Below are 18,262 nucleotides of genomic sequence, written 5' to 3'. Positions count from 1 at the left end.
CGCTCGCTGCAACACTTTTCACGAAGGCGCAGGAATCAGAGGAGGACGAGCGATGCCAGGGATAGCCGATCTTGCTTTGGGTGCAGCGCCGATCGCCGGCGGGGCCCTGCTGGGCGCCGCGGCGGGCAGCTTCAAGGGCCCCGATGTCCGCGGCATGATCGCCAAGGACATGGACCTGCTGGAGCGGATTCCCGACGACCAGCCGGAACTCAAAGAGCGCTTGAAGACGAGCATCACCGAGCGCATCAGCGATCTGATCGAAGGAACAGAGCGGTCGCGGGCGATACGCGAAGCCGCTGCGTCCTACAGCGGGAATTGGCGCGACATCGTGGTGTTCATCTGCGCCGTCCTGTTCACGATCGTCTGGTGGAACGTCAGCCACAGCCGTTCGAACTGGCTCGTGATGTTCATCGCGATGATCATCTTGTCTGTGGTCGCGGCCATCTATGCGGGCCGGGGGATTGCGCGCGCCATCGGCAGCTATCTACACAGAAACGACAAGAAGTATCAATAGTCGCAGTGGTCATTGCGTGCTGAACAGCAGCTACTGCATCAATTTCTCGATGCGCCAACCGGTTTGATCCACGTTAGTTGTTGCTCGGTGGTTTGGGTTGGAAGGGTGTGTACCACTTCCATTGGGCGCGTTCGCCGGTGGGTCCGCGGTAGGGCGGGACGTCGGGTGGGGGTCGATTGGGTGGTCGGGCCAGTGATCCCGGGTTCAGTGTGTTCCCGTGGTGGTCGGTGACGGTGAGGTTGTCGGCGGGTCCGGTGATGGTGATGGCGCCGCGGTGATGGGCCCGGTGATGGAAGGGGCAGACGAGCACGAGGTTGTCCAGGTCGGTGGGGCCGCCGTGTTCCCAATGGATGATGTGGTGGGCGTGCAGGCCACGGGTGGCGTGACAGCCCGGGACCGCGCAGGTGCGGTGGCGGTATTCCAGGGCGCGGCGCAGCCGGCGGCTGATGGTGCGGGTGGTGCGCCCGGCGCCCACAGGTTGGCCGTCGCGTTGGAACCACACCTCACAGGTGGCGTCGCAGGTCAGGTATTGGCGATCGGCGTCGGACAGCAATGGACCAAGATGCAGCTGGGCGATCTGGTCTTTGACGTCGAGGTGGGCCACGATCGTCGTGTGGTGGCCGTGTGGGCGGCGTGCGGCCTGGGCGTCGGCTCCGGACTGGATCAGGCTCATGAACGCCTGGCCGTGGGTGGGAAACGGTGGCCGAATGTCGGCGGGCAGGGCCTCGTCGTCGTGGTCGCGTTTTTATTGCGCGATCGCGGCATCCAGGTGCGACTGTAGGGCGGCGTCGAAGGTGGCGGCATCCAGGTGCGACAGGCCCAGTTTCCAATAGGTGTAGTGGTCGTCGCTGTGGGTTTTGGTGAGCGACGGCGGACGTTCGGGTTCAGGTTGGGGTTCGGGTTGGGTGTCGCGCCAGGGGTCGGGTTCTGGTGGTAGGGGTGGTTCTTGTTTGAGCGCGGTGTTGAGCTGGCTGACGGTCGCGGACTCGGCCAAGCTCACGTAGTGCGCATCCGATCCCGCGCCGGCCTTCTCGGCGATGATGCCGACCTGGTCGATCGACAGCCGGCCTTCGCGCAGGCCGGCCAGGCACAGCGGAAACTGTGTGGCCCGGTGCGCGATCGCGGCGATCTTCTCGGCGTTTCTCGTCGAGCTGCCGGTTTTCCACGCCACTAACGCCGAGAGCGAGCGACACCCGGTGATGCCCCACAGCCGGTCGTGATCCATCTCCGCGACGATCTCCACGATGCGCCCGTCGATGGCGTTGCGCTGACCCATCAGCTCACCCAACTCGCCGAGCAACACCTCCAGACGATCTTTAGGACGCACGACCCCCGCATCAGGTGCGGTGATCGAGGACATGACCCCATCACAACAGAACGGTCCGACAACTACAGCCGCCCAGAGACGAGGAAGAGCTCAGTAGTGGTAGGTGTCCGACGGCGCGGGGATATGCGCGGGGTCGTCGACGTCGTCGAAGTCCGATTCGTGAATGCCGTAGGACCGAGCGAGGTCCAGGATCTTGTTGGCCCGCGCGATACGCGGCAGGTCGGAGCCGTTGCGGATCTCGCCGCCGTCACGTTCGAATTCGGCGAAAAACTCCTTGGCCCAACTGATTTCCTCTGCCGACGGTGAAAGTCCCTCGTTCACCGTCGGGCACTGATCGGGTGTCAGGCAGATCTTGCCCGTCATCCCGAACTCGGCGGACACGGCCGTCGCCTCACTGAGCTTGAGCGCACTGGAACCGACCGTCGGCCCGTCGATCGCGCTCGGGAGATGCGCCGCCTTGGCCGCGATCGTGAATCGCGACCGCGCATACGCCAGCGTCGTCGGGTTGTCCCCGAAGCCGGTATCCCGTCGAAAATCCCCGATGCCGAACGCCAGCCGGAATGTGCCCTTCGTGGCGGCGATCTCGGTGATGCGCTCGAGACCGCGCGCCGTCTCCACCAGCGCCACGATCGGCACGTTCGGCAGTCGCTTGGCGGTTTCGGTCACGTGGTCGACGGACTCCACCATCGCGAGCATCACCCCGCCGGGCGACAACTTGCCCAACGCGTCGAGATCGTCGGCCCACCACGGCGTGCCGAACCCGTTGACGCGGACCCAGTCACTGTTGCCCTCGCTGAGCCACCGGATCACGTTCTCCCGGGCGCTGAGCTTGTCCTTCGGGGCGACCGCATCCTCGATGTCGAGGACGACGATGTCGGCGCGCGACGCCGCCGCGGGTGCGAAGCGGTCGTACTGCGCGCCGTTGACCAACAGCCAACTGCGGGCCAGTACCGGATCGATGCGCGATCCGTTGCCGGAATCCGAGTGCTCTGCCGTCGCCTGGGCCATGCGTTAATGGTGGCGTACGCGCACCTACCGGCGCTACGGGGGTCAGCCCAGGTGCGTGCCGAAGAACGACTCCATGGCGTCCCAGTGCCGTTTGGCCGCCGCCTCGTCATACGGCCCGTTGTCCGGTACGGCGAAGCCGTGCCCGGCCGCGTACCACTCGATCGTGTGGTCGACGTCTGCGGCGGTAAGCGCCTTGTCCAGGGTTTCAGCTGCTTCCGGGGTGAAGGACGCGTCGTTCTCCGCACCGCCGACGTAGACGGCCGCTTTGATCTGATCGGCGAGCAGGTGCGGGCTGCCGGGGTCGTCGGCCGCCAGACCGCCGCCGTGGAATGACATCGCCGCGGCGACACGCTCCGGCACACGACCCGCGACCACCAGCGACGTCCGCCCGCCCATGCAGTATCCGGTCGTGCCATACGCCTCGCCGGTGACCTCCGGCCGTGCGGACAGGTAGTCGAAGAAGGCCTCCGCGTCGGCGGCCATGATGTCCGGCGTCACCTTCGAGATCATCGAGAACAGCCGCTTGCGCTCGTTCTCGTCGCTGAACACCGACGCCATCTCGAACGGGGCCCAGCCGCCGTCGCGGTAGTACACATCGGGCACCAGGACGGCGTAGCCGTAGGCGGCCAGCTGGTCGCCCATCTCGCGGAAGGTCTGGCGCGTCCCGCCGGCGTCGGGGTACATGACGATTCCCGGCCACGGTCCGTCGCCCTCGGGAGTGTGCAACGTCACCGGGCAGGTCCCGTCGGCGGTCGTGATGGAGTCGGTGGTTGTCGGCATGCCTTCGGTTCTACTCCTGCCCTCTGGACGTAAGCTGACCGAGTGCCGGTCACTGGGTCTATAAGCACGCCGTATGAGGACCTCCTTCGCCTGGTTTTCGAGCGGGGGACAGCGAAATCGGACCGCACCGGCACCGGCACCCGCAGCCTGTTCGGCCACCAGATGCGCTACGACCTGACGGCGGGCTTCCCGCTGCTCACCACCAAGAAAGTGCACACAAAATCGATCATCTACGAGTTGTTGTGGTTCCTGCGCGGCGACTCGAACGTGCGCTGGCTACAGGAGCACGGCGTCACGATCTGGGACGAATGGGCCTCTCCGACAGGCGATCTGGGGCCCGTATACGGGGTGCAGTGGCGGTCGTGGCCCACCCCGTCTGGTGACCACATCGACCAGATCAGCGCGGCGCTCGAGCTGCTCAAGTCGGATCCGGATTCGCGCCGCAACATCGTGTCGGCCTGGAACGTCGGCGAGATCCCGCAGATGGCCCTGCCTCCATGTCACGCGTTCTTTCAGTTCTACGTGGCCGACCGCCGGCTGAGCTGTCAGCTCTACCAGCGCAGCGCCGACCTGTTCCTCGGCGTTCCCTTCAACATCGCCAGCTACGCGCTGCTCACCCACATGATGGCCGCCCAGGCCGGGCTCGAGGTGGGGGAGTTCATCTGGACCGGCGGTGACTGCCACATTTACGACAATCACGTGGAGCAGGTCACCGAACAGCTGAGCCGCGAGGCGCGGCCTTATCCGGAACTTGTTCTTGCACCGCGTGATTCGATCTTCGACTACACCTACGACGACGTCGTGATCAAGAATTACGATCCGCACCCGGCGATCAAGGCGCCCGTGGCTGTATGACGACGGTGGGGCTGATCTGGGCCCAGTCGACTTCTGGTGTCATCGGTCGCCGGGGAGGTATTCCGTGGCGGCTGCCCGAGGACCAGGCCCGCTTCAAAGAGCTCACGATGGGACGCACCGTCGTGATGGGAAGACTGACCTGGGAGTCGCTGCCCGCGAAGGTGCGGCCGCTGCCGGGCCGCAGAAATGTCGTACTGACCCGGCAAGCTGACTACATGGCCGACGGTGCGCTCGTGGTTCCCCTGCTTCAGGACGCTCTGACCGACGACATGACCTGGGTGATCGGCGGCGAACAGATCTACATGCTGGCGCTCCCGCTCGCGACGCGGTGCGAGGTCACCGAGGTGGAGATCGACCTGCCACGCGACGACGGCGATGCGGTGGCGCCCACGCTGGACGAACAGTGGATAGGCACCGAAGGGGAGTGGCTCACCAGTTCCTCGGGTCTGCGCTATCGGTTCTTCAGCTACGTTCGCCCATGAGCACGCTGACCTCGGCACAGGCGCGCAGGATCGCCGTCGCGGCCCAGGGCTTCGCCGAACCGCGACCGAGCGCGGCGGTGACGCGCGCACACCTGCGTCGGCTGATCTCACGGATCCAAGTGCTGCAACTGGATTCGGTGTCGGTGGCGGTGCGCGCGCACTACGCCCCGGTGTTCAGCAGGCTCGGGCACTACGACCGCGACGTGCTGGATCGTGCGGCGTGGGGCCAGAGCACCCGCTCGCCACGGCTGCTCGTGGAATATTGGGCGCACGAGGCCGCCCTGATGGCGGTGGACGACTGGCCGCTGATGCGCTGGCGCATGCGCGAGTACACGCATGGCCGCTGGGGCAGGGAGATCGTCAAGAAGAACGCTCGACTGGCCGACGACATCGTCGCCGCCATCGCCGAACTCGGACCGTCGACCGCCGGTCAGATCGAAGCCCACCTCGGCGCCGACCAGCGCGGCCGCAAGGGCCCGTGGTGGGACCGCAGCGACACGAAGTGGGTGACGGAGGCGTTGTGGTCGGCTGGCGTGCTGACCACCGCCACCCGCATCGGGTTCGCCCGCCACTACGACCTCACCGAGCGGGTGTTGCCGCCGGAGGTCGTGGCAAGGGAGGTTGATGACGAGGAAGCGCTGCGAGAACTGATGCGGCGGGCCGCCGGAGCGCTCGGCATCGGCACGGAAGCCGACCTCCGGGACTACTTCCGGCTGTCGCCGAAACTATCCAAACCGGCGCTCGCCAAGCTCGTCGCCGACGGGGAACTGGAGCAGGTCGAGGTCGACGGTTGGGCGGCGCCGGCGTACCTGCGTGCGGGTCAGATCGTGCCCCGGCGCGACCGTGGCACGGCGCTGCTGTGCCCGTTCGACCCGTTGATCTTCTTCCGGCCGCGCGTGGAGCGGCTGTGGCAGTTCCATTACCGCATCGAGATTTACACGCCCGCCCCCAAGCGCCAGTTCGGGTACTACGTATGGCCGTTTCTGCTCGACGGCAGGCTTGTCGGCCGCGTCGACCTGAAGGCCGATCGGGCGGAGGGGACGCTCAACGTCGTCGGTGCATTCGCCGAAGAGCGGGAGCAGCCCGCACGCCTGGCGGCGCCGTTGGCCGCGGAATTGCAGACCATGGCGGCGTGGCTGGGGCTGACCGACGTCACGGTGCGCAAGCGGGGGGACCTGGTGACGCCCCTGAAGCAAGCCCTCACCCACTGAACCATTACCTCGCGCGTAATCGATTCGACGCCGAATCCTCGCCAGTATGAAGGCATGTCCAGCCCACCGATTCTGCTCCTACACGGCATGTTCAGCACCCCGAAGCTGTTGGCGGGCTGGGTGAGCCTGCTCGAGTCAGCCGGCTACCGAGTCCACGCGCCCGCGTATCCCGGCCACGATCCGGTCGACATGGCGGTCCTGTCGCGGGTCACGTTGTCCGACTACATCGCTGCCGCTCTCGCGGCCTACGACGAGTTGGACGAAACGCCGATCGTCATCGGGCACAGCATCGGGGGTCTGGTCGCCCAGCATGTGGCAGCGGCCCGCGAGCCCAGGGCGTTGGTGCTGCTGGCGCCGGTGCCTCCGGGTGTGTTGTGGCCTCAGCTGCGCTCGTTGCCTCACCTGTTCCCGATAATGGGAAGCCTCATCAAGGGCCGGCCGGTGAAACCGTCGGAGAAAACATTTCGCGCGGTCCCGCTGTCGGGACTGCCCGCTGCAGAGCAACAGGAAGTCATCGCCGGATTCGTCCCCGATTCTGCGCACGTGTTCCGCTCGATGAGCTTGGGCAGCCGCGACACTCGCGTCGATCCGCGCGCTGTGCACTGCCCGGTGTTGTGCGTCAGCGGCGGGGCCGATCGAAACGTCGCCACGTGGATCTCACGTCGCATCGCGCGCCGGTATTCGGCTCAGCAGCACCACCACCCGGACCTGCCCCACTGGATCGTCGCGAACTCGGCGCTACCTCAGGTCGCGCCGCCGGTGATGGCATGGCTCGAGGCGCGTGTCACCGAATCCGTCAGTTGAACGGAATGTCGTTGTCGACCTTGGAGTCTTGATACTGCTGCGACAGTCCGGCATAGACATCACGGATGCACCGATCCTGCTCGAGCAGTCGGCTGCGCAGCGGTTCGGGTTCGGCCTCGATGAGGTCGCGGATCGAACGGCCGGTCCAGAACGCGTTGGTGTGCCGGTAGTTGCCGTCCTCGACACCGAAGACCTCTTGGAGGATCGTCAGGTCGTGGGGGATGCCGAATGCGTCGCGCGAATCCTGATAGGTGAAGAAGTAGTAGAAATTGTCGAACCCCGCCCATGTGATGGCCGACAGGCACAGGGGGCAGGGTTCATGGGTGGATAAAAACACCAGGTCGCGCGTGGCCGGGCGGTCGGGCAGTTCGTAGAACTGGTTAAGGGTGCTGATCTCGCCGTGCAGCAGCGGGTTGTCGGTCTCGCTGTTCGTGCCGCACAGCACCAGCGACATATCGGATTTACGGAGCAACGCGGCGCCGAACACTTTGTTGCCCGCTGCGACACCGCGCTCGGTCATCGGCAGGATGTCGCGCTCGATCACATCGAGAAGACGCGATGCCACGGTCGGCCCTGCCATGGCGTCACACTAGCGCCGATGGCGGCGCCAGAAGGTCAGACGCAGTCCGCGCACACCAGTCTGTCGCCAGACTGCAGCGCGAGCCTGTTGCGGTGCTGCACCAGGAAGCAACTGGAGCAGGTGAATTCGTTGGCCTGCTTCGGGATCACCCGAACAGTGAGCTCTTCACCCGACAGATCGATGTCGGGCAGGTCGATCGCGTCGACGGCATCACCGTCATCGACATCGAGCACCGCCACGTCGACCTCGTCGCGCCGGCGCGCGGCGATCTCCTCCAGAGACTGGTCGCCTTCGTCCGTGTTCTGCGTGCGGGGCGCGTCGTAATCAGTGGGCATTGGCCACTCTCCCTCCAAGTTCGGTGCTGCGTTAAACGCCGACCGAGGACCGCATAATTCCCCACCGATCCGCACCCCAAACGCGCACGTCAGTCCCAACCGTGACGAGGCGCTCGCGCTAGGGTGAGCCGTGGCCGAGATCGCGCCGTTGCGCGTACAGCTGATCGCCAAGACGGAGTTCGCGGCGCCGCCTGACGTGTCGTGGAGCACAGACGCCGAGGGCGGGCCTGCGCTGGTGGAGTTCGCCGGCCGTGCGTGCTATCAGAGCTGGTCAAAGCCCAATCCGCGGACCGCGACCAATGCCGCCTATCTGCGGCACATCATCGACGTCGGCCACTTCTCGGTGCTTGAACACGCGTCGGTGTCCTTCTACATCACCGGGGTCTCGCGGTCGTGCACCCACGAGCTGATTCGGCACCGCCATTTCTCCTATTCGCAACTGTCGCAGCGCTACGTCCCCGAGCACGACGCGCAGGTCGTCCTGCCACCCGGTATCGAGAACGATCCCGAACTCGAAGGGATCCTCACCGCCGCCGCCGACGCCAGCCGCGCGACGTACACCGAACTGCTGGGCAGGTTGGAGGCTCGGCTCGCGGACGAGCCGAGCGCCGTACTTCGACGTAAGCAGGCCCGACAGGCCGCCAGGGCGGTGCTGCCCAACGCCACCGAGACCCGCATCGTCGTCACCGGCAATTACCGCGCGTGGCGGCATTTCATCGCGATGCGCGCCAGCGAGCACGCCGACATCGAGATTCGCCGCCTGGCCATCGAGTGTCTGCGCCAATTGATCGAGGTCGCACCGCAGGCGTTCTCGGACTTCGAGATCTATGCGCTGGCTGACGGCACCGAGGTGGCAACCAGCCCGCTAGCCACAGAGGCGTGACCCCGAGCGGGTAATCTCACTGTTCGTGAGTACCGGCGGATTCGACGTGACAGCCCAGCTGGGCACCGTGCTGACCGCGATGGCTACCCCGTTCAAGCCCGACGGCACCCTGGACACCGACACCGCGGTCCGGCTGGCGACCCGCTTGATCGACGCGGGCTGCGATGGCCTGGTGCTGTCCGGCACCACCGGTGAGTCGCCGACGACGACGGACGGCGAGAAGCTGACGTTGCTGCGGGCAGTACTCGAGGCGGTCGGGGACCGTGCCCGCATCATCGCCGGCGCCGGAACGTACGACACCGAGCACAGCATCGAGCTCGCCAGAGCCTGCCACGGCGAGGGTGCGCAGGGCCTGCTGGTCGTGACGCCGTACTACTCGCGTCCGCCGCAGGCCGGGCTGGTCGCGCATTTCACCGCGGTCGCCGACGCCACGCCGCTGCCGATAGTGCTGTACGACATTCCGCCGCGGTCGGCCATCCCGATCGAATGGGACACCATCCGGACGCTGGCCACCCACCCCAACATCGTGGCGATCAAGGATGCCAAGGGAGATCTGCACGGCGGCGGTCAGATCATCGCCGAGACAGGGCTGGCCTACTACTCCGGTGACGACGCGCTGAACCTGCCGTGGCTGGCGATGGGCGCCGTCGGGTTCATCAGCGTATGGGGCCACGTCGCCGCGAGTCAGCTGCGGGACATGTTGTCGGCGTTCAACTCCGGCGATGTCGCGACGGCACGCAAGATCAACGTCACGCTCGGACCGCTGGCCGACGCACAGGCACGTCTGGGCGGTGTGACGCTGGCCAAGGAGGGGTTGAGACTGCAAGGTTTCGAGGCCGGCAACCCGCGGCTGCCGCAGATACCGGCGACACCGGACCAGATCGACGAACTAGCCGCAGATATGCGGGCCGCCACGGTGCTGCGCTAGTGAACGAAGAACTCGCACCGCCGGGGCCACTGGCCCCGGGGGGACTGCGGGTCACCGCGCTGGGCGGCATCAGCGAAATCGGCCGCAACATGACGGTTTTCGAGCATCTGGGCCGGCTGCTGATCGTCGACTGCGGTGTCCTGTTCCCGACGCACGACGAGCCCGGGGTCGATCTGATCCTGCCCGATCTTCGCCTGATCCAGGATCGCCTGGACGACGTTGAAGCACTGGTGCTCACCCATGCGCACGAGGACCACATCGGGGCCATCCCGTTCTTGCTCAAGCTGCGCCCCGACATACCGGTGGTCGGCTCGAAGTTCACGCTGGCGCTGGTGAACGAGAAATGCCGCGAGCACCGCATCAAGCCGGTATTCGAGGAGGTGGACGAGGGTCAGAGTTCGAGGCACGGCGTGTTCGAATGCGAGTACTTCGCCGTCAACCACTCCATCCCGGGCTGTCTGGCCATCGCGATCCACACCGGTGCGGGCACCGTGCTGCACACCGGTGACATCAAGCTCGACCAGTCACCACCCGACGGGAAGCCGACCGATCTACCTGGCATGTCACGGCTCGGCGATTCCGGAGTGGACCTGTTCCTGTGCGACTCCACCAACGCCGAGATCCCCGGAGTGGGGCCCTCGGAGAGCGAGATCGGCCCGAACATCCACCGGCTGATGCGTGGGGCACAGGGGCGCGTCATCGTGGCCTGCTTCGCGTCGAATGTCGGTCGCGTGCAACAGATCATCGATGCGGCGGTCGCGTTGGGCCGCAAGGTGTCGTTCGTGGGCCGGTCGATGGTCCGCAACATGGGAATCGCCAAGGAGCTGGGCTACCTCACGCTCGCCAACGATGACGACATCATCGACATCGGCGCCGCCGAGATGATGCCTCCTGAGCGCGTGGTGCTCGTGACCACGGGGACGCAGGGCGAAACGATGGCCGCGCTGTCGCGGATGTCGCGCGGCGAGCACCGCAGCATCACGCTGACGGCCGGGGATCTCATCATCATGTCGTCATCGCAGATACCCGGCAACGAGGAAGCGATCTTCGGCGTCCTGGATGCCCTGGCCAAGATCGGCGCTCGCGTGGTGACGAATGCCCATGTGCGAGTGCATGTCACCGGCCACGCCTACGCCGGGGAACTGCTCTTCCTCTACAACGGCGTGCGGCCGCGCAACGTGATGCCGGTGCACGGAACCTGGCGGATGCTCCGGGCGAACGCGGCGCTGGCGACCCGCACCGGGGTGCCCGAGGAGAACATCGTGCTTGCCGAGAACGGTGTGAGCGTCGATCTGGTGGCGGGCCGGGCATCGGTCTCCGGCGCGGTGTCGACGGGCAAGATGTTCGTCGACGGACTCGTCCTCGGGGACGTCGGCGAGACGGTGATCGGCGAACGGCTCACGCTGTCTTCGGGTTTCATCGGTATCACCGTCGTGCTGCGCAGCGGCACCGGTAAGTTGGCGACGGCTCCGCAACTTCACTCGCGTGGCTTCTCGGAGGACCCCAAGTCGCTGGAACCCGCCACCCGCAAGGTCGAGGAAGCGCTGGAAGCCCTTGCCGCCGAACGGGTGACCGATATCAACCGCATAGCCCAGGCGGTACGCCGGGCGGTCGGCAAGTGGGTCGGTGAGAGCTACCGCCGCCAGCCGATGATCGTGCCGACGGTCATCGAAATCTAGGGGGCTCAGGTCTTCTCGGCGTACGCCGTCCACTCCAGTTGCGACGCCGTGAGCTTGCGGCCAGACGGTTCGACGTAGCGGTGCAGAAAGTGGTCCGGCCCCGCCTGCTCGATCAGCCGCCATCCGTACTGCGCGACGAACGCCGCGACGGCGTCTGTATCCAACCCGAACTTCCACAGCTGCTGCTTCTCACGGAACCGGCGAAACGCCGACCGCGCGCCGTACAGGTTCGTGCCGTCGATGAAGTCCCGTCGCACGTAGGTGAACACCAGCCGGCTCGACGGCGCGGCGCTGCGCAGGTACTCGAACGTGGCGTGCACCGCATCTGCGGTCAGATACTGCGTCACGCCCTCCCACACGAAGAACGCCCGATCGCCCCTGCGGTGGCCCGCCCTGGTCAGTTCGTCGGCCAGATCGTCGCGCTCGAAATCCACTGGCACCAACCGAACCGAGGGAGGCGCCTCACCCAACACTCGGCGGACGGCCGCCTTCTTGCGTTCGATGTTCACCGGCAGGTCGACTTCGTACACCGGCACATCGGACCGCCGGGCGAGGCGATACGGCATGGTGTCCATACCGGCGCCCAGGATTACCACCGCATCGATATCGGGCAGCGCGTCGTCGAGCGTCTCGTCGATGAATCGCTTGCGACACGCCAGATTGGCCCACAACCCCTGGCCTGCTCGTTCCGTGGCGCCGATCATCAGCCGCCGCAGCGGAGCCAGCCGCGTCGCACTCACGAGACCGCGCAGGCCGGCGGGCAGGAACGCGCGAGCCAAGTCGTCGTCGACGAGCCGGCGTTCGGGCGCCTCGTTATGTTCGACAGCGGCCAGCACCATGGGCCCGAAAGCCGTTTGTGCGGCTGGTGGATTTGCCATTAGCGCTTGACGATCGCGCCCGCGTCCACGGGCAGCGTCACACCGGTCACATAGCGCGCGGCATCGGAAACCAGCCACGCCACCGCGTTGGCGATGTCCTCTGGCTCGACCGCGGGCACCGGCAGTGCGTTGCCCCCGGCCCGGACGCCCATGCGCTGAAGCCAGGCCTTGACGAAGTCGTTGTCGATCATCGGCGTGTTCACTCCGGTGGGGTGTACCGAATTCACGCGAATGCTATGTTCGGCAAGGATATTCGCGTACTGACGCATCAGTCCGACGATGCCGTGCTTTGCCGCTGTGTAGCCCATGGCACCAGGGTCCCCGCTGACCATGCCGACAAGGCCCGCGACGGAGCTGATGAGCACGATCGAGCCGCCGTCGCCCTGCTCGATCAGCGTGGGGATCGCGACTTCGGCGGTGTGGTACGTGCCCGTCAGATTGACATCGACGACGTCGCGCCAGCCGGCGTCACCGGTTTCCATCGGCGCGATACCCGCATTGGCGATGACGATGTCGAGGCGGCCGAACTCGTCGAGCCCGGCCTGAAGGGCGGCATTCAGCGCCGCGCGATCGCGAACATCGGCCTGCTGCGCCACGATTCGCGCGCCGGTGTCCTCGACGAGCTTCACCGTCAGCGCGAGATCGTCTGGCGTCGACAGGGGATAGGGCACCGATGCGATCTGGTCGCAGATGTCGACGGCGATGATGCTTGCGCCGTCGGCGGCCAGCCTGACCGCCTCGGCGCGGCCCTGACCTCGGGCGGCACCGGTGATGAACGCGACCTTGCCGTCGAGGGCACGCATTACGGACGCAGTGCACCCTTCGAGGGATCGCCCCCGACGACCGGCTGCAACATCTTGATGTCGGGTGCGCCGTCGAGGAGCTCGCCGACGGTGCCGAACAGTGTTGCGACGGCCGGCGCCTGGCTGTGGGCCGTCAAGGCATCGGCGTCGGCCCACTGCTCCACGAAGACGAAGGTGCCGTCGGCCTCGTGCAGTGCGTAGAGGTCACAGCCGGGTTCGGAATGCACCGCCTCGATGGCCTGCTTGCATGCGTCCCGGACGGTGTCCACCGACTCGGGTTTTGCTTTCATGGTTGCGACGACGACGACGGGCATGGGCGGTGAACTCCTCGGTGAGTGCTGGCCGGAACGGTGATCACCCTACTCAGCGAACCTAACTAAATCGCGCCTACCCGGTGCTCAGCCCACATCGACCCAGATCACGATCGCCGCGGTGGCGATTCCGAGGATTGCCAGTGGAATCGTGTCGCCGCGTCGCAACACGGTGGGGTCGGTCTGCGCGATTCGCAACTCGCGAGCGATCAGAAACAGCGGGAAGGTGACGCTGATCGCCGTGACGGCGCCGGCCAGGACGTAGGCCCAGACGTACCTGACGCGGTGTTTTCGCGCTTCCGCCACCATCAGGATCACCGCGGGGAAGGCGAGCAGAAACAGATCGACCGTCAGTGACCGGGCGGCCGGGGTCACCTTGGTGTCGTTGGCGAACGCCGCTATGAAGTTCGGGGCGTCCCAATAGGCCAGATTCTGGCTCCAGGTCGCGACGAGGGCCACGAGGGAAGTCAGCGCGTATACGGCGCAAAGCACCTTGCTCGCAGTCGGAAGTCCCGCTAGCTGCGTCTTTTCGGTCATCCCGGCACGCTACGACGTATCAGCTCAGGGATTGATACCTTTCTGTGACCCGTGTGGCTGATGGTGATTGTGGGGCCATTGCGACTAGTCTTACAGCATGCCTAGTAAGACCGCCGCGCGTTCCGGCAGCCGCTCTAGCAGGTCAAAGTCCGGCGCGCGGACCGCCCAGAAGCGCAAGCCGACGCCGCGGCGGGGTCCGTCACCGGTGTCGGCGGCCGGCGCCACCGTGGGCCGTGGGGTGCGGGCGGGGTGGCTGATGCTGGCCAAGGGAGCCGGGTCGACGGCGCGGTCCGTCGGCCGGGCCCGCGAGCTCGAGCCGGGTCACCGCCGCGACGGCATCGCGCTGGCCCTGCTCGGCATCGCCGTGGTGATCGCTGCGAGCTCATGGTTCGACGCGGCCCGGCCCGTCGGCGCGTGGATCGACACCTTCCTGCGGGTGCTGATCGGCTCCTCGGTCGCATTGGTGCCGATCGCACTGGCCGCCGCCGCCGTCGTGCTGATGCGCACCGAGCCCAACCCCGACTCCCGGCCGCGCCTGATGCTCGGCACGGCGATGATCGTGCTGCCCGTCCTGGGGCTGTGGCATCTGTGGGCGGGATCGCCTGCCGACCCCGTCGCCCGACAGCACGCCGCCGGCTTCATCGGGTTCGCCATCGGCGGCCCGTTGTCCGACGGGCTGACCGTGTGGATCGCGATGCCGCTGCTGGTGATCGGTGCACTGTTCGGTCTGCTGTTGGTGACCGGCACGACGATTCGCGAAGTGCCCGAAGCGGTTCGGAGCATGTGGTCCACGCGTTCGTTCCGCGGTGAGTACTACGACGATGACGAGTACTACGACGAAGAAACCGTCGTCGCCGGCTCCGACGATTTCTCCGACGGGTACTACGACGACCCCGCCGGCTACGGCGACGACGAGGCGACGGCCTGGCCTTCCGGAGCCGGGGGGCCGGCGACGTTCAACGGCGGCACGCCGATGGAGAACTACCCGATCGAGGACGAGACACCGACCATTCCCGAGCCCGCCGCCAGCGCACGCAAGAAGAAGACGGCCAAGCCCAAGATCGTCGACCGCGTCGTCGAGGGGCCGTACACGCTGCCGTCGCTCGACCTGTTGATCGCGGGCGATCCGCCGAAGCGGCGCAGCGCCGGCAACGACCGGATGATCGAGTCGATCACCGAGGTGCTCGAGCAGTTCAAGGTGAACGCCACGGTGACCGGCTGCACACGCGGGCCGACCGTCACCCGCTACGAGGTCGAGCTTGGCCCCGGCGTCAAGGTCGAGAAGATCACGGCGCTACAACGCAATATCGCCTACGCCGTCGCGACCGAGAGCGTCCGGATGCTCGCGCCGATCCCGGGCAAGTCCGCCGTGGGCATCGAGGTGCCCAACACCGATCGGGAGATGGTCCGGCTGGCAGACGTTTTGACCGACCCGGGTACCCGTAGTGACCACCACCCATTGGTGATCGGCCTCGGTAAGGACATCGAGGGCGAGTACATCTCGGCCAACCTCGCCAAGATGCCGCACCTGCTGGTGGCCGGCTCGACCGGCTCGGGCAAGTCGAGCTTCGTCAACTCGATGCTCGTGTCGCTGCTGGCGCGCGCGACTCCCGAGGAGGTCAGGATGATCCTGATCGACCCGAAGATGGTGGAACTGACGCCCTACGAAGGTATTCCGCATCTGATCACCCCCATCATCACGCAGCCCAAGAAGGCGGCCGCGGCGCTGGCGTGGCTGGTCGAGGAGATGGAGCAGCGCTACCAGGACATGCAGGCGTCGCGCGTGCGGCACATCGACGACTTCAACAAAAAGGTTCGGTCGGGGGAGATCACCGCGCCGCTGGGCAGCCAGCGTGAGTACAAGCCGTACCCCTACATCCTCGCGATCGTCGACGAGCTCGCGGACCTGATGATGACCGCACCACGTGATGTGGAGGACGCCATCGTGCGTATCACGCAGAAGGCCCGCGCCGCGGGCATCCACCTGGTGCTCGCCACGCAGCGGCCGTCGGTGGACGTCGTCACCGGGCTCATCAAGACCAACGTTCCGTCGCGCCTGGCGTTCGCCACGTCGTCGCTGACCGACAGCCGCGTGATCCTCGACCAGCAGGGCGCCGAGAAGCTCATCGGCATGGGTGACGGGCTGTTCCTGCCGATGGGCGCGAACAAGCCAATCCGTCTGCAGGGCGCGTTCATCACCGACGAGGAGATCCACGCCGTCGTCGAAGCCACGAAGTCCCAGGCCGAGCCGGAATACACCGAGGGCGTCACCGCGGCCAAGACCACCAGCGAGCGCACCGACGTCGACCCGGACATCGGCGACGACATGGACGTGTTCCTGCAGGCGGTCGAGCTGGTCGTGTCCAGTCAGTTCGGTTCGACGTCGATGCTCCAGCGCAAGTTGCGGGTGGGCTTCGCCAAGGCGGGCCGGCTGATGGACCTGATGGAGACCCGCAACATCGTCGGCCCCAGCGAGGGATCCAAGGCGCGCGAGGTGTTGGTCAAGCCCGACGAGCTGGCGGGCACGCTCATGTTGATCCGCGGCGGCGACGCGGGTGACGACGACGAGGAGTGAGAGTCGCGGTTAGCATGGAGTCCGGCTAAACGGAAGCGTTGGGATGTTCACCGCGGGCGACAAGGTCAAGGCTCGAACGCTGAGCACTGTCACAGACACTCACGTAAGCGTGCCTGCGCCGGAGCGGCTGGTTCACCTGCAATTCCGACGTTTCGCGGGGTGCCCGATCTGCAACCTTCATCTTCGAGACGTAGCACGTCGGCGCGATGAGATCGAGAACGCCGGGGTCACTGAGCTCGTCGTGTTCCACTCTGCCGCGGACCGGCTTCGGCAATACGTTGCTGATGTCCCGTTCGCGATGGTAGCCGATCCGGAACGCAAGCTGTACAAGGAGTTCGGCGTCGAGTCGTCACTGCGCTCCGTGTTACATCTAGGTGCGGTTAGAGCCGCCGTCCGTGGAATCAGACACTCCACCTCGGTCTTCGGTGCCCTCGCCCCGGGGGAGGATCACCTTGGCAATCCCGCGGATTTCTTGATCGAGCCGGATGGCACCATCCGCGCCTGCAAGTACGGCATCCATGCCGACGACCAATGGTCGGTCGACGAATTGCTGAAACTCGCTACAGAGTGAGCAGCATTCGGGTGTTGCCGAGGATGTTCGGCTTGACGTAGGACAGATCGAGGAACTCGGCCACGCCGGTGTCATACGAGCGGCACATCTCCTCGAAGACCTCAGCCGTGACCGGCGTGCCGTCGATCTCCTGGAAGCCGTGACGGCTGAAGAATGCGACTTCGAAGGTCAGAACGAAGATGCGCTCCAGGTGCAGATCCCTGGCCACGTCCAGCAGCCGGTCGACGATCGCGTGCCCGACCCCTTGACCCCTGACCTTCGGGTGCACCGCGACTGTGCGCACTTCGCCGAGGTCCGACCACAGGACGTGCAGGGCGCCGCACCCGATCAGTTCGCCGTCGAGCTCGGCGACCCAGAACTCCTGGACGGCCTCGTAGAGCGTCACCAGGTTCTTCTCCAGCAGGATCTTGCCGGAGTAGATGTCGACCAGAGCCTTGATCGCAGGCACATCCGAAGTTCTGGCCCGCCGGATGGCGACCGATCCGGGATCTGCGCTCACACGTGGAGAGTATCCGTCACAGCAACCGATATTCTGTTGCGGTGCCGGGCGAACCCACGACCGATCCCGTGGTGCCGCGCGCCCGGGTCGCGAACATCGCCAATGTGCTCACCGGTGTCCGGCTGGCGTTGGTCCCGGTGTTCCTGGTCGTCCTGTTCGTCGCCGACGGCCACGAAACGTTTTGGCGGATAGCCGCATTCATCGTGTTCACCGTCGCGGTGATCACGGATCGGTTCGACGGTGCACTGGCCCGCAGCTATGGAATGGTCACCGAATTCGGCACCCTGATCGACCCGATCGCCGACAAAGCCCTCATCGGTGCGGCGTTGATCGGTCTGTCGATCCTCGGCGAGATGCCGTGGTGGGTGACCGTCGTGATCATGACGCGCGAGATCGGCATCACAGTTCTGCGCTTCGCGGTGCTGCGCCACGGCGTCATTCCGGCCAGCCGGGGCGGGAAGCTGAAAACCCTCGTCCAGGGCGTGGCGATCGGCTTGTTCGTGCTGCCCCTGTCGGGCCCCTGGCTCACCGGGGCCTGGGTGGTGATGGGGGCGGCCGTCATCCTGACGGTGATCACCGGCATCGACTATGTCGTCTCGGCTATTCGCGATTCGCGCGCACGCCCCGCCGCTAACTGATTCAGTCCGTTGTACAGCGGTTTCGCCTCGAACGGCGGCTATTTGCGGTATCCGGGAACCACCC

At 66.1% G+C, this 18,262-nt stretch carries 20 protein-coding genes and 1 pseudogene; 11 read left to right on the top strand and 10 right to left on the bottom strand.

All coding sequences use genetic code 11. The features are described 5' to 3' along the window. Window positions 1-52 precede the first annotated feature (52 nt). Entirely contained in the window at window positions 53-514 is a 462-nt protein-coding gene (locus G6N36_RS07825; RefSeq protein ID WP_163686013.1) for a hypothetical protein, read from the top strand. 73 nt (window positions 515-587) lie between these two features. Here G6N36_RS07825 and G6N36_RS07820 read toward each other — a convergent pair. From G6N36_RS07820 to G6N36_RS07810, 3 genes and pseudogenes are all read right to left on the bottom strand, one after another. Further along, window positions 588-1,874, bottom strand: a pseudogene (locus G6N36_RS07820) (DUF222 domain-containing protein). Window positions 1,875-1,931: 57 nt separating this feature from the next. Continuing rightward, window positions 1,932-2,849 carry an HpcH/HpaI aldolase/citrate lyase family protein gene (locus tag G6N36_RS07815; protein ID WP_163686012.1) on the bottom strand — a complete coding sequence of 306 codons (918 nt, stop codon included), beginning with the start codon at window positions 2,847-2,849 and terminating at the stop codon, window positions 1,932-1,934. A 42-nt stretch (window positions 2,850-2,891) separates the two neighbouring features. Then, on the bottom strand, window positions 2,892-3,629 hold the full coding sequence (locus G6N36_RS07810) for a dienelactone hydrolase family protein (protein WP_163686011.1): 738 nt from the start codon (window positions 3,627-3,629) through the stop codon (window positions 2,892-2,894). 60 nt (window positions 3,630-3,689) lie between these two features. Between G6N36_RS07810 and G6N36_RS07805 the strand changes: the two genes are divergently transcribed. From G6N36_RS07805 to G6N36_RS07790, 4 genes are read left to right on the top strand one after another with little or no spacing between them, the layout of a single operon-like run. Continuing rightward, entirely contained in the window at window positions 3,690-4,484 is a 795-nt protein-coding gene (locus G6N36_RS07805) for a thymidylate synthase (protein WP_179964911.1), read from the top strand. Then, a complete protein-coding gene (locus G6N36_RS07800) occupies window positions 4,481-4,966 on the top strand; it encodes a dihydrofolate reductase (protein ID WP_163686009.1) in 486 nt (161 codons plus the stop codon). Before G6N36_RS07805 ends, G6N36_RS07800 begins: the two co-directional genes overlap by 4 nt. Then, window positions 4,963-6,177, top strand: a complete 1,215-nt coding sequence (locus tag G6N36_RS07795) for a winged helix-turn-helix domain-containing protein (protein ID WP_163686008.1) — start codon at window positions 4,963-4,965, stop codon at window positions 6,175-6,177. Before G6N36_RS07800 ends, G6N36_RS07795 begins: the two co-directional genes overlap by 4 nt. 54 nt (window positions 6,178-6,231) lie before the next feature. Further along, window positions 6,232-6,981, top strand: a complete 750-nt coding sequence (locus G6N36_RS07790) for an alpha/beta hydrolase (RefSeq protein ID WP_163686007.1) — start codon at window positions 6,232-6,234, stop codon at window positions 6,979-6,981. Here the strand turns inward: G6N36_RS07790 and G6N36_RS07785 are convergent. Continuing rightward, on the bottom strand, window positions 6,974-7,561 hold the full coding sequence (locus G6N36_RS07785) for a nucleoside deaminase (RefSeq protein ID WP_163686006.1): 588 nt from the start codon (window positions 7,559-7,561) through the stop codon (window positions 6,974-6,976). The genes G6N36_RS07790 and G6N36_RS07785 overlap by 8 nt on opposite strands. Before the next feature lie 35 nt (window positions 7,562-7,596). After that, complete coding sequence (locus tag G6N36_RS07780) at window positions 7,597-7,896, bottom strand: DUF4193 domain-containing protein (protein ID WP_163686005.1); 300 nt, start codon at window positions 7,894-7,896, stop codon at window positions 7,597-7,599. A 130-nt stretch (window positions 7,897-8,026) separates the two neighbouring features. On the opposite strand from G6N36_RS07780, the gene thyX reads away from it, so the two are divergent. The 3 genes from thyX to G6N36_RS07765 are packed head-to-tail and all read left to right on the top strand — an operon-like array spanning window position 8,027 to window position 11,386. Next, window positions 8,027-8,779, top strand: a complete 753-nt coding sequence (gene thyX, locus G6N36_RS07775) for an FAD-dependent thymidylate synthase (protein WP_163686004.1) — start codon at window positions 8,027-8,029, stop codon at window positions 8,777-8,779. Window positions 8,780-8,798: 19 nt separating this feature from the next. Next, the gene (gene dapA / locus G6N36_RS07770; RefSeq protein WP_179964910.1) at window positions 8,799-9,707 is read left to right on the top strand and encodes a 4-hydroxy-tetrahydrodipicolinate synthase; all 909 of its coding nucleotides are present in this window, start codon (window positions 8,799-8,801) and stop codon (window positions 9,705-9,707) included. Beyond that, window positions 9,707-11,386 carry a ribonuclease J gene (locus tag G6N36_RS07765; protein ID WP_163686002.1) on the top strand — a complete coding sequence of 560 codons (1,680 nt, stop codon included), beginning with the start codon at window positions 9,707-9,709 and terminating at the stop codon, window positions 11,384-11,386. The genes dapA and G6N36_RS07765 overlap by 1 nt, the downstream gene beginning before the upstream one ends. Window positions 11,387-11,391: 5 nt before the next feature. Here the strand turns inward: G6N36_RS07765 and G6N36_RS07760 are convergent, their stop codons facing one another. The 4 genes from G6N36_RS07760 to G6N36_RS07745 form a co-directional block, all read right to left on the bottom strand. Then, window positions 11,392-12,264: an SAM-dependent methyltransferase gene (locus tag G6N36_RS07760; protein ID WP_163686001.1), complete on the bottom strand. Its 873-nt coding sequence runs from the start codon at window positions 12,262-12,264 to the stop codon at window positions 11,392-11,394. Continuing rightward, window positions 12,264-13,067, bottom strand: a complete 804-nt coding sequence (locus G6N36_RS07755; RefSeq protein WP_163686000.1) for a mycofactocin-coupled SDR family oxidoreductase — start codon at window positions 13,065-13,067, stop codon at window positions 12,264-12,266. The genes G6N36_RS07760 and G6N36_RS07755 overlap by 1 nt, the downstream gene beginning before the upstream one ends. Continuing rightward, window positions 13,067-13,381, bottom strand: a complete 315-nt coding sequence (locus tag G6N36_RS07750; RefSeq protein WP_163685999.1) for a putative quinol monooxygenase — start codon at window positions 13,379-13,381, stop codon at window positions 13,067-13,069. Before G6N36_RS07750 ends, G6N36_RS07755 begins: the two co-directional genes overlap by 1 nt. Window positions 13,382-13,465: 84 nt before the next feature. Beyond that, on the bottom strand, window positions 13,466-13,915 hold the full coding sequence (locus G6N36_RS07745) for a DUF2834 domain-containing protein (RefSeq protein WP_163685998.1): 450 nt from the start codon (window positions 13,913-13,915) through the stop codon (window positions 13,466-13,468). A 97-nt stretch (window positions 13,916-14,012) separates the two neighbouring features. Between G6N36_RS07745 and G6N36_RS07740 the strand changes: the two genes are divergently transcribed. Together G6N36_RS07740 and G6N36_RS07735 are read left to right on the top strand one after the other, a co-directional pair. Beyond that, on the top strand, window positions 14,013-16,490 hold the full coding sequence (locus tag G6N36_RS07740; RefSeq protein ID WP_163685997.1) for an FtsK/SpoIIIE family DNA translocase: 2,478 nt from the start codon (window positions 14,013-14,015) through the stop codon (window positions 16,488-16,490). Window positions 16,491-16,533: 43 nt separating this feature from the next. After that, window positions 16,534-17,061 (top strand): peroxiredoxin-like family protein, encoded by a 528-nt coding sequence (locus G6N36_RS07735; RefSeq protein WP_163685996.1) that lies wholly within the window; start codon window positions 16,534-16,536, stop codon window positions 17,059-17,061. On the opposite strand, the gene G6N36_RS07730 is transcribed toward G6N36_RS07735, so the two are convergent. Further along, on the bottom strand, window positions 17,051-17,560 hold the full coding sequence (locus G6N36_RS07730; RefSeq protein WP_372512219.1) for an amino-acid N-acetyltransferase: 510 nt from the start codon (window positions 17,558-17,560) through the stop codon (window positions 17,051-17,053). The genes G6N36_RS07735 and G6N36_RS07730 overlap by 11 nt on opposite strands. Window positions 17,561-17,601: 41 nt before the next feature. Here G6N36_RS07730 and pgsA point away from each other — a divergent pair, with 41 nt between their 5' ends. Further along, a complete protein-coding gene (pgsA, locus tag G6N36_RS07725; RefSeq protein WP_163685995.1) occupies window positions 17,602-18,198 on the top strand; it encodes a CDP-diacylglycerol--glycerol-3-phosphate 3-phosphatidyltransferase in 597 nt (198 codons plus the stop codon). Window positions 18,199-18,262: the final 64 nt, after the last annotated feature.

It is taken from the genome of Mycolicibacterium gadium (assembly GCF_010728925.1).
GTDB classification, from domain to species: Bacteria; Actinomycetota; Actinomycetes; order Mycobacteriales; family Mycobacteriaceae; genus Mycobacterium; species Mycobacterium gadium.
The sequence above is the reverse complement of the archived record's forward strand: the minus strand, read 5'-3'. Positions and strand labels throughout refer to the sequence as shown.

Coding starts and splice junctions, on each gene's coding strand:
- G6N36_RS07825 (WP_163686013.1), top strand. CDS start 53: ATGCCAGGGATAGCCGATCTTGCTTTGGGTGCAGCGCCGATCGCCGGC.
- G6N36_RS07815 (WP_163686012.1), bottom strand. CDS start 2,849: ATGGCCCAGGCGACGGCAGAGCACTCGGATTCCGGCAACGGATCGCGC.
- G6N36_RS07810 (WP_163686011.1), bottom strand. CDS start 3,629: ATGCCGACAACCACCGACTCCATCACGACCGCCGACGGGACCTGCCCG.
- G6N36_RS07800 (WP_163686009.1), top strand. CDS start 4,481: ATGACGACGGTGGGGCTGATCTGGGCCCAGTCGACTTCTGGTGTCATC.
- G6N36_RS07795 (WP_163686008.1), top strand. CDS start 4,963: ATGAGCACGCTGACCTCGGCACAGGCGCGCAGGATCGCCGTCGCGGCC.
- G6N36_RS07790 (WP_163686007.1), top strand. CDS start 6,232: ATGTCCAGCCCACCGATTCTGCTCCTACACGGCATGTTCAGCACCCCG.
- G6N36_RS07785 (WP_163686006.1), bottom strand. CDS start 7,561: ATGGCAGGGCCGACCGTGGCATCGCGTCTTCTCGATGTGATCGAGCGC.
- G6N36_RS07780 (WP_163686005.1), bottom strand. CDS start 7,896: ATGCCCACTGATTACGACGCGCCCCGCACGCAGAACACGGACGAAGGC.
- G6N36_RS07760 (WP_163686001.1), bottom strand. CDS start 12,264: ATGGCAAATCCACCAGCCGCACAAACGGCTTTCGGGCCCATGGTGCTG.
- G6N36_RS07755 (WP_163686000.1), bottom strand. CDS start 13,067: ATGCGTGCCCTCGACGGCAAGGTCGCGTTCATCACCGGTGCCGCCCGA.
- G6N36_RS07750 (WP_163685999.1), bottom strand. CDS start 13,381: ATGCCCGTCGTCGTCGTCGCAACCATGAAAGCAAAACCCGAGTCGGTG.
- G6N36_RS07745 (WP_163685998.1), bottom strand. CDS start 13,915: ATGACCGAAAAGACGCAGCTAGCGGGACTTCCGACTGCGAGCAAGGTG.
- G6N36_RS07740 (WP_163685997.1), top strand. CDS start 14,013: ATGCCTAGTAAGACCGCCGCGCGTTCCGGCAGCCGCTCTAGCAGGTCA.
- G6N36_RS07735 (WP_163685996.1), top strand. CDS start 16,534: ATGTTCACCGCGGGCGACAAGGTCAAGGCTCGAACGCTGAGCACTGTC.